The organism is Gammaproteobacteria bacterium, from assembly GCA_029882975.1.
Lineage (GTDB): Bacteria > Pseudomonadota > Gammaproteobacteria > SZUA-152 > SZUA-152 > JAJDNG01.
Genome location: JAOUJW010000038.1, coordinates 40,626 through 52,080 on the forward strand (window position 1 = coordinate 40,626; position 11,455 = coordinate 52,080).

The 11,455-nt window shown below is 50.1% G+C and carries 4 protein-coding genes; 1 reads left to right on the forward strand and 3 read right to left on the reverse strand.

The window, feature by feature from the left end:
- Positions 1-21: 21 nt before the first annotated feature.
- The 3 genes from kbl to OEY58_20330 all read right to left on the reverse strand — a co-directional run bounded on the left by kbl (position 22) and on the right by OEY58_20330 (position 3,793).
- Positions 22-1,221 (reverse strand): glycine C-acetyltransferase, encoded by a 1,200-nt coding sequence (gene kbl, locus OEY58_20320; protein ID MDH5327807.1) that lies wholly within the window; start codon positions 1,219-1,221, stop codon positions 22-24.
- Entirely contained in the window at positions 1,221-2,255 is a 1,035-nt protein-coding gene (gene tdh, locus OEY58_20325; protein MDH5327808.1) for an L-threonine 3-dehydrogenase, read from the reverse strand. Before tdh ends, kbl begins: the two co-directional genes overlap by 1 nt.
- Positions 2,256-2,416: 161 nt before the next feature.
- Positions 2,417-3,793: a hypothetical protein gene (locus OEY58_20330; GenBank protein MDH5327809.1), complete on the reverse strand. Its 1,377-nt coding sequence runs from the start codon at positions 3,791-3,793 to the stop codon at positions 2,417-2,419.
- Between the two features lie 897 nt (positions 3,794-4,690).
- On the opposite strand from OEY58_20330, the gene OEY58_20335 reads away from it, so the two are divergent.
- A partial coding sequence (locus OEY58_20335) for a fibronectin type III domain-containing protein (GenBank protein ID MDH5327810.1) occupies positions 4,691-11,455 on the forward strand: 6,765 nt, incomplete at its 3' end.

An 11,455-nucleotide genomic window follows, 5' to 3' on the forward strand; every position in this document is an offset into this window, starting at 1 on the left:
ACAAGATAGAGGCTTGTGGTTTTAGGCCTGTTCCTGCAGCTCCCTGTATGTCAAGGAAAATGCCTCAATAGCCCGGTCCAGGTCCTCCCGGGTATGGGCTGCGGAAATCTGGGTTCGTATCCGTGCCTTGCCCTGAGGCACCACCGGGTAGAAAAAGCCAATGGCATAAACTCCTCGCTCCAGCAGCTTCTGCGACATCGTTTGCGCCAGCTTCGCATCTCCCAGCATCACCGGCACGATCGGATGTTCCCCCTTGGGAATATCAAATCCCGCCATGCGCATGCCCTGGCGAAAATAGCGCGTATTATCCGCCAGTCGATCCCGCAATTCCGTGGAGGAGGACAGCATCTCCAGTACCTTTAGGGAAGCGGCGCAGATGGACGGCGCTACGGTATTGGAAAACAGATAAGGCCGGGAGCGCTGGCGCAGCAGGTCAACAATTTCATTGCGTGCGGCGGTATAACCACCGGAACCGCCACCGAGGGCCTTGCCGAAGGTGCCGCTAATGATATCCACCCGATCCATCACCCCGTAATGTTCATGTACACCGCGACCGGTTTTACCCATGAAACCCACTGCGTGACAGTCGTCGTGGTGTACCATGGCATCATACTTGTCTGCGAGATCACAGATGTGGTCCAGTTGAGCAACGGTGCCGTCCATGGAAAAAACACCATCGGTTGTGATGAGTATGCGTCGGGCACCGCTTTGCTTGGCCTGACGCAGCTTGTCTTCAAGGTCGGCCATGTCGTTATTACGATAGCGAAACCTTTCCGCTTTGCATAGGCGCACACCGTCTATAATGGAGGCGTGATTCAGCTCATCGGAAATGACCGCGTCTTCCTTGCCGAGAATGGTCTCGAACAGTCCGGCATTGGCATCGAAACAGGCGGCATAGAGTATGGTGGCTTCCATACCGAGAAATTCGCTCATCTTCTGTTCCAGAGTCTTGTGGATGGACTGGGTGCCGCAGATAAATCGCACCGATGCCAGCCCGAAACCCCATTGTTCATAACTGTCGCGGGCGGCCTGAATCACCTGTGGGTGGTTGGCTAACCCCAGGTAGTTATTGGCGCACATGTTAATCACTTCGCTGCCGTCGGCGAGCGTGATGTCGTTCTGTTGCTGCGAGGCAATAATACGCTCAGTTTTCCATAGCCCGGCAGCGCGGATTTGATCAAGTTCTTCGACAAGACCGGCTTTCACACTTTTATAGCTCATTATTCCTCCCAGTTGAGAATGACCTTGCCGGACTGACCGGAGCGCATGACGTCAAAGCCCTGCTGGAAATCCTTATAGTTAAACCGGTGGGTGATGATTTTTTCCAAGGGCAGGCCGGTTTGAACCATCATCAGTCCCTTATACCAGGTCTCGAAAATCTCACGGCCGTAAATGCCTTTAATGAACAGACCTTTGAATACTACCTTGGTCCAGTCAATGCCGGTACCATCAGGCATGATGCCCAGCATGGCAATATGACCGCCGTTGATCATTTTGTCCAGGGCGTCGCGAAAGGCCGTTGACGATCCGGACATCTCCAGACATACATCAAAACCCTCGAAGATACCCAGGCTGTGCATGAACTCATCGCTGATGGTATCCCGGTTGACATTGATGGGAATGACTCTGGGTACGATGTCTTTTGCCAGCTTGAGCCGGTAGTCGTTAAGATCGGTAATGACAATATTGCGGGCGCCACAGTGGTGCGCCACCATGGCGGACATAATGCCAATGGGACCCGCACCGGTGATCAGCACATCCTCACCTACCATATTGAACGAAAGCGCAGTGTGCACAGCGTTGCCATAGGGGTCAAAACAAGCCAGCACTTCCGTGGAAACGGGGCGACTGGGTCGAAATACGTTGCGCGAGGGAATGGACAGATACTCGGCGAAACAGCCGGTGCGGTTAACGCCAATACCGACAGTGTGGGGGCACAGGTGGCGTCGCCCTGCCAGGCAGTTGCGACAACGTTCGCAGACGATATGGCCTTCACCGGAAACAATATCACCCACGTTGAGACCGGTGACATTAGAGCCCAGTTCGGTAATGACTCCGGCAAACTCGTGACCAATGGTCATGGGAACCCGTATGGTCTTTTGCGCCCAAGCGTCCCAATTGTAAATGTGGATATCGGTGCCGCAGATGGCGGTTTTCCGGACTTTGATCAGAACATCATTATTGCCTACATCGGGGAGAGGGACGTCTTCCAGCCACAACCCCTCGCGGGCATGTCTTTTTACCAGTGCTTTCATGGGGCCTGCCTCCGGAACATACTGACTACTATATGCAAAATTCCCGGTTTTAAAAAGAGCAGAGCAGGTGCAGGAAAAATACCTTTATTATTCAAAAATATATGGTGAGATAAAGCAAAAAAAAGCCGGGGTAGCTTTGCTACCCCGGCTGATGGTTACGCTTACACGCCTCCGGCGGGGTCGTTGGCGTACATCATGTTTTCCACCCAACGGACCTTGCTGTTTTCACGGGCACCGTCAATAACCCGCATGCGCGTGTTGATCGCTGAGTTGTAATCCGTGACGCCGTCCAAGTCTACCAAACGCACCCCGTAGTCGATGTTCCTGCGTAAGTTCCAGTTGAACAGGTTGGTATAATCGAACCAGTTAGCAGCCAACGGTGGCAGCTCCATCAACGGCAACTGTGTATAGGAGGTCGGTGCCGTAATGGTCCACGAGTCTTTCTCCCAAGTGGTTGCGATCAGGCCGTTGTATTCATAATCGGAAATCACGAATTCAACATAATCCGCATTGACGGCCCCGGTGCCCTGGTAGGAAAGGACGCTGCTTCCCTCGTTATAGCTTACTGAACTGATAGCCCCAGGAAACCTATCTATGGCGATATCGGCCCCGGGAAAGGCATCGTAGCCATAGCGGGTATACTCGGTTACCATATTATCACCGGTATTCACCAGCTGATCGCTTACTTCCACAATGTAACGGTCGGCGAGAGTGCTAAGATCCTGCCCCATCACCAGCGCGCCGGACGTTCCGTAGCCATTGATGAAATGATGAAGGTCCGGGGTGTAAAACTCCAATTCCACCTTCAAACTTGCAGGTGTGGAAAGCAGGCTGCTGATATTGGTGTAGTTGACCAGCGCACTGAAATCTGCGTTGATTGTGGGCGCGGCGGCAGTAAGGTCCACGGTCATAGTCAGGAATTCATCCGGCGTATAAAAGCCGTTTTCATTGCTGGTGGTGTGAAAGACAACCAGGGTCTGGTCAAGGTTGTTGGTGTCCAGGCAGAAATTGCGAGTCTTGCTGAAAGTCTGGCCGGTGCCGGGTGTGAATGTATTCAAGGAGTCGCCAAATTGGTTGCCAAAGGTTACGGAAACATTCTTACCCACTTCCACATCAGTCACATTAACGTTGGTCAGGTTGATCGTAATGTTCTTGTTGGAGCAGGGCATGCGGCTATCATCCAGGTAGAAGGTATAATCCCCTGAGTCAATGTCCAGCAGGGTACGTACCACATTCTGGCCGCTTTGTTTGACATAGGCTAAGGTGACGCTGACTTGGTTGCCGGGTTGAAGCCCGAAATCTGCAACACCATCTGCACCGGTGGTGACGGTGGACTTTATGGTCCTGTTATCAGTGTTGTAGATCGACACAGCCACATCAGCCACCGCATCCGGTCGGTATAGTGACTGGAGCACGGTAAAACGAACGTTGCTCTCGCCGACATTAGGAGCCGTCGTGTCACCACCACAGCCTCCAAGGCTGAACATGGCCATGAACAGAAGCAGGGTTTTGGAAATCTGAAAATTACATTTATACATATATTTCTACTCGTTTTTAAAACAGTCCGGAACGCGATGATTTCGGGCTCATACCTCATTCCGATAAAGCTCGGATGCATTAACTAAAAATTGTTCCAAATTTACCAGGAAACATGATGTATAAAAAGTAGACAAAGTTCGGTTTGTCGGGGGCTGACTGCCGCTGATCTATTTTTATTGCTTAATGCCCAATATTCTCCAACCGGCACCAGACCACCGTGGCCGAATAGCTGTATTCCTACTTCTCTTGAATTAGCGCGGTGTTATGGGTTCCACAATGAAAAAAACTTCAGGTTACCTTTATAACTAAAAACAACTAAGATCCAGGGTTAGATATTGGTACATTATATAGAGTGGAATAACGGTAATTTTCACGCTTGTGAATGCAAACTATTACCCGGATAATCGTTCACGGGTTTAAAGTAAGTAATCCTAGAGTAGCTATAAGTCGCAGACGTGGTGAACAAATACTGTTGTTACCCGTCGCTGAGAAGGATGTTGTATCAAAAAATAGTCTGGCTGTGGATTGGTGGTTTGTTGTTGGTTCTATCCTCACGTGCTTAACGCATTTCCACACGGTGGTAGTTGTACACCTCAGAACCAGGGTTTCAATTTGTCTGTTTATGGCAACTGGTATAACAATCCGTTCTTAGTACGTTCCCGGAAGGGAGCGAGTAGTGGCGTTCTGGTTGATGCAAATAAAACCCAATTTAAATATTTTTAGATTAACCTGGCTTGGTTAAAGCCAGGTTAGGATTTACTGGAACTCCCCTGAGGATGTGCCGGATTTTTATAATTGAATAGTACCCTGGCGAATAAATATCCTATGGTTGTCGGCGATCGTTGGGAATTTTAAAGCTGCGATTTCAAAGATTCAAAAGAAGGTCATAAGAAGCAATGAAAAGACAAAAGCCTGTTCCACTTGCTACTAAACTCCTGGTGTGGAGTTTTTCCTTACTAGCTTTAGTTTCCTGTTCCGAAGACCAATCCTTACCCGAGCAAAGAAATGTACCCCAATTACTCCAAGCCGGCGCTGGAGACGGTCAGATAGCTTTGAACTGGTTGGAAGTTACAGGGGCCCACACATACACGGTTTACTGGAGTACGGAGCAAGCCCAGCACCTTAATAAATATACCGGTCAGGCAATACGAGTGAATCAGAACAGCTATGTACACTTGGGTCTGAATAATGGGGTTACATACCGATATGTGGTCACCGCTACCACCGATGAAGGGGAGAGTAAGGAATCCAACCTGGCCGAAGCAACTCCACAGCGCACACCTCCGGCTAAACCCAGTTCGATTTTGAGTAAAGGCGAAGACCAAAGGGTTACGATTCGCTGGAGCGCAGTCAATAGGGCGCAACGATACGATTTGGTATGGGATACCAACAGTTCTTTATCGACACCTAAAAGAATTCAGAACATACAAGCTCCCTATGTGCTTACGGGATTAAGCAATGGTCGGACCGTGTATTTTCAGTTAGTAGCGGTTAATTCCGGTGGTGAGGCTTATAGCGACACATCGAGTGTTACACCGGCTCCGCAGGTGCCTACCGCACCGATTGGACTGGGATTAACGGTGCAAGACAATGGTATTGAGTTGTCCTGGCGACAAGTGAGCAATGCAGTCGGCTATGATTTACTCTGGAGTCTCAGTTCCGGAGTAGATACTCAAAGCAACCGAATTGCCGGAGTGACTCCCCCTTATGTTCACGCACCGGTCGCGAATGGACAGACTTACTACTACCGTTTGCGAGCCGCTAATGCAGCCGGTTACAGTGTTTTGAGTGGCGAGATGAGTGCTACTGCCGGCCTTCCAGGCAGTGAGGCTGTGCCGTCGGAAGGTGCAGTCCCGGCCGAACCGGCCGGTTTGCTAATGACAGTCGGTAGCGGGCAGTTGGATCTAACCTGGCAATTACGACAGGGAGCACGTGGATATAATTTGTACTGGGCCACGGAAAGTACTCCAGGTATACCACCAACTATAGATACCCAATCCAATCGTATCGCGAACATTCTTCCGCCATACACTCACATTGGATTGATCAATGGTGAGCGTTACTATTATAGAGTCAGCGCTATCAATGATAGCGGTGAAAGCCCTTTGAGCCCTATGGTCAGTCAAATCCCTGAAGTGTTGGAACCGGGAGTGCCGTCTAATGTTACAGCCCTGGGTGGGGATGCTAACATTGCTATTAGGTGGAACCGAGTGCGGGATGCGCAAAGCTACACGCTTTATTATCAACCGGATGGTGGTACGGTTGTGGCAGTCGCAAATTTGACCGAACCGTTGTATATGATTAATGGTTTGGCGAATGGTACTCTGTACCATTTGCAAGTCAGCTCTACACACGCTCAAAGTGGAGAAAGTCCGCGATCCGAGCAATTGACCGTCACCCCACAAGTGGATCCGGTCAGTGCCCCGGTACAAGTGCAGGCTATCCCGGGAGAGTCACAGGTGCTGGTGCGTTTTGACACCAGTGCATATTCGTCATTGGGCGCAGGGAAAGCGGTACAAAGTTACCGCTTGTATTACAGTACCTCTCCAGGCGCTCAATCCGGCACGGATTATATTAGTATTGATGCCGTTACAATCACAACTGACACTGCAAGTTACTTGCATAGCGGGTTGACCAATGGGCGTCGTTATTATTATACCATTAGTGCTGTGAATGCCGGTGGCGAGAGCGCCTTAAGTCGGGAGGTATGGGCTCAACCTCAGGTGGCAGTACCAGGTGCACCGAGAAATGTTGAAGTGCAGGAAAATGACAGCGAATTAACCCTGTTCTGGCAGGTGCCGGAAGGAGCTGTGCCAACGAATTACAATGTATACTGGTCACAAACCTTATCTAATGGTCAAAGAACCCAGCCAGTAGTAATTCCTAATGTTGGTGTTGAAGTCAGCGCGGGGCAATATCAGTTTACAATTACCGGACTTGTCAATAACACTCAATACTATGTGCAGGTCAAAGCTTTTAATGATGGTGGGGAAGGGCTTAGTTCCACCGAGTTGGGTGCCATACCTCATATTGTTGCACCATCCGGTGTTCCCACATCACTCAGTGCCCAAGCTCAAGCTAATCAGGTTAGTCTGAGCTGGGATTGGGACAATGCCACACAGGGCAGTGCACCACCGCACTATCGTTTGTATTGGAGTACACAATCATCAACCTCTTTGCAAAACAGTGCCTGGATCGACGGTGTTCAACCTGGTTATGTACATCAGGGGCTTACCAATGGTCAGGCGTACTATTATCGTGTTGCCGCGCTTAATGATGGCGGAGAGGGACCCGTCAGTACAGCTATTCAGGCAGTACCTTTGCCTGATCCTCCGGGCCAGGTGAATGGGTTTCAGGTACAAGGTAGTGACGCTGCGGTAGTGCTTACATGGAATCCAGTCTCAGGAGCGGATGCCTATAATATTTATTGGAGCACTAATCCCGGGTTGGCTCTTGGGAGTTGGAACAAACTAACGGGATTAAATCCCGGCGATCAGCATCTGTCTCTGGAAAATGGTTTAACCTATTACTATGTCGTGACCGCTGTTAATTTAGGCGGGGAAAGTGATTCCAGTGTAATGCTCAGCGCATCACCACAAATACCGGCACCATCGGCACCGCAGGGCTTGGCTGCTACATCAGATAATACGCAGGTTATTGTGGCGTGGGAAACAGAGTTAGGTTTAAGCTACAATTTGTACTGGGTAAACAATGCGGTCGATGATCCTTATACTCAAGGGCAGGTGATAAGCAATATTAGGCCCGCGTATTTACACAGCGGACTGGTAAATAACACTGTTTATCGCTACGTTGTAACCGCTGTAAATGCCGGTGGTGAAAGTGCACCCAGTCAAGTTGTAAGAGCAACGCCACAAGCATTACAGACAGGTGCTCCCGCAGCACTCGTGGCAGTAGCCGCAGACACACAGGTGACTTTGAGCTGGCAAGCTGCGCCATCAGCTACGGTAAATACTCGCTATACCCTTTATGTAAGCGACAGCCCCGGCACCGGCACTGCTGGAACTGCTATCCCAAATGTAATTAGTCCTTATATTCATACAGGTTTAAACAACGGTACACAGTACTACTATGTCGTCACTGCCATTGAAGATGTAGAAAGTGCAGCTTCAAACGAAGCTACTGCTATGCCTATGCCGCCGGAACCGTCAGTACCGGTAGGATTGGCGGCCATCGGGGGGGATACGGTTGTTACTTTGAGCTGGAGTGCTTCCGAAAACGCGAACGCATACACTTTGTTCTGGGATACTGTAGCTGATTTTAGCAGTGCCGCATCTATCCCACTCGGTAATGTGTTGGCGTATCGACACAGTGGACTCAGTAACGGGGTTACTTATTACTACCGGTTACGGGCTCACAATGGTCCTTCGAGCAGCGCATTTGGTTATACCGTCAGTACCGTTACTGTCGCACCGGTCGTAAACACTGCACCGTTGGTGCAAATTGACAATCCGGCCGCAGATATCAGTATTATTGTCGGTCAAAGTGTTAATTTTCAGTCTACTGCGAGTGATGCGGAAGATGATGCGGATGGTCGGGCTTTGGCATATCAATGGGATTTCGGCAGCAACAGCGGCTTGACCTCCAGTCAGGTAGCGGATCCAGGGCCACGTCGGTTTCAAACGCCAGGTGGGTATACGGTCAGTCTTACCGTTACCGACAGTGGTGGACTAAGCACCACAGTGACTCGGGTCGTTAATGTGTTGTTGAATAGTGAACCTAACGGGACCATCCTGTTGCCGACGCAAAATGTTCTAATTAACACAGGCGAGAGTGTTAATTTTAGTGGGCAGGGTTTGGATCCCGACAACCATAATCCCCTGAGTTATAGTTGGCGATTTGGGAATAACAGTGGGATAGCAGACAGTAACTTAGCGGATCCAGGGCTCAAAACATTTAATTACCCCGGAATTCATATAGTACGATTTACAGTTTCGGATGCTTTGGGGTTGAGCGATTCCACGCCTGCCGTCATTACGGTTCAGGTAAATGCGCCCCCGCTGGTACAAATAGACAGTCCGGCACAGGATTTAGCTATCTCCCAAGGCCAAAGCGTGGATTTCCAAGCCACAGCAAGCGATCCGGAAGACGGTCGTAACGGGCTTAGCTTTTTGTGGAATTTTGGCACCGGCAGTGGATTGAGCCCAAGTACCCAGGAAGATCCCGGAGCCTTGGTATTCAATAACATTGGCACGCATCAAGTAACTTTAATAGTAACCGATCAATACGGTGCACAAAGCCGGGTCAGTCGCAGTGTTAGTGTAGATGGAGTAAACCAGAATCCCACTATAAACAGTCCCACAATGGTAGAAGGTGTATATGCGGTCAGCATGGACGAGGATGGAAGTCCTGTGGCATTTACACCGATCAATATCAATGCGACCGACCCTGAGGCACAAAATCTAAGCTGGCGAATAGCGCCATTACCCAGTCCGCAACCTCAACTGGGTACACCCAGCTTCAGCAATACTACAGCCAATGGCAGTTCCACTACATTGAATTATGCAGTCAACACCGATGCCAATGGCGTGGATCAATTTGATGTAGAAGTACAGGACGGTTTTGGCGGCAGGGCCTTACTTCGAATTGAAGTCAATATTTCCGCTCAAAATGACCAGCCCAGTATCACTACTAACCAGCTAACTATTAACGAAGGCCAAACATTGGTACTAAACAGTGTCGCATCGGCTCTCAATCTGGAAGCCGACGATGTGGATAATACGGCTGCCCAATTGATTTATAATATCGTTTCTGTCGGTTCGGGCCAGTTCGAGACGGTGAGTGCTCCAGGTACGGCCGTAACCAGTTTTACTCACCAGCAAGTTTTGGATCAACAGGTTCAGTTTGTACATAACGATGGTGATCCGGCTCCAAGTTACAGCCTAACCATAGAAGACAGCAGTGGAATTGCGTCTTCAGAAAGTGTTGCCCAAATCAATTTTACTGCCTTACCGGATACCACACCGGACCCGTTTAGTTTCATCGACCAAGCCGGCGCTACTGTAAATACTTTCTATACCTCAAGTATCACGGTTACAGGCATCAATCGATCGGTGCCAATCAGTATAAGCGGGGGGGAGTATGCAATCGACGGAGGCGCGTTTACTTCACTCGCTGGAAATATAAGTAATGGGCAGACTGTGGCAGTTCGCTTGTTATCTCCGGCTACTCTGTCAGCTACCACGAATGCCGTGTTGAGTATTGGTGGCGTGTCCGATACGTTTAGTGTGTCCACTCTGGCAGCCGACACAACACCGGATGTGTTCACTTTTACATCGCAAACTAACGCACCCCTGGACAGTGCGGTTGTGTCCAATGCTATCACTGTTAACGGGATTAATACTGCTACCAGTATCAGCATTACCGGAGGCGAATATTCTATTGGAGGTGCTGCTTATACCTCAGCAATGGGTACTGTGAATAATGGACAGAGCGTGACTGTCCGGTTGACTTCTTCTGCTGCACCTTCCACTACTACAACAGCGACCCTATCAATCGGTGGTGTGGACGGTATATTTAGTGTCACCACCAGCGTCAGCGATTCTATACCGGACGCGTTCGGCTTTACCTCGCAAACCGGGGTGGAGTTAAACACTCAGGTGGTTTCAAATGCCATAACAGTGTCCGGGATCAATGTTGCAGTCCCTATATCAATAGCCGGTGGCCAGTATTCCGTTGATGGTGGAGCCTTTACCACGGTGGCCGGAACTATAACTAACGGTCAAACCGTTGCAGTGCGTTTGACATCCGCAGCGGTCACTCTAACCGATACCACTGCCACCATAACTATTGGTGGGGTGGGCGCTACTTTTACCGCCACTACGGGAGATAACACTCCAAATGCTTTTGGCTTTCCCACTCAAACAGGTATTGAACTGAACACCCAGGTCGTGTCCAATGCCATTACGGTGACCGGAATTGACATCACTGCTCCCATTTCCATAGCCGGTGGACAGTACGCCATAGATGGCGGTGCCTTTACCACAGTGGTCGGTACTATAACTAGCGGTCAAACTGTTACGGTGCGCTTAACCTCCGCTTCTGTGCCACTGACCGATACCACCACAACTCTGACCATTGGCGGAGTCAGTGGTACTTTCACCGCCACCACCGGTAACAATACCCCGAATGCCTTTGGTTTCATCACTCAAACAGGTATAGAACTGAACACCCAGGTCGTGTCCAATGCCATTACGGTGACCGGAATTGACATCACTGCTCCCATTTCCATAGCCGGGGGACAGTACGCCATCGATGGCGGTGCTTTTACCACGGTGGCAGGCACCATAACCAGTGGTCAAACCGTTGTGGTACGCTTAACCTCCGCTTCTGTGCCACTGACCGATACCACCACAACTCTGACCATTGGCGGAGTCAGTGGTACTTTTACCGCCACCACCGGTAACAACACCCCGAATGCCTTTGGGTTCACCACACAAACGGGCATCGAGCTGAACACCCAAGTAGTGTCCAATGCCACTGCCGTCACGGGAATAAATATCGCGGCTCCCATTTCCATAGCCGGGGGGCAGTACGCCATCAATGGTGCTGCCTTTACCACAGTGGCCGGTACCATTACCAACGGTCAAACTGTTACGGTACGCATAACCTCGGCCTCTGTGCCAATGACCGACACTTTCGCC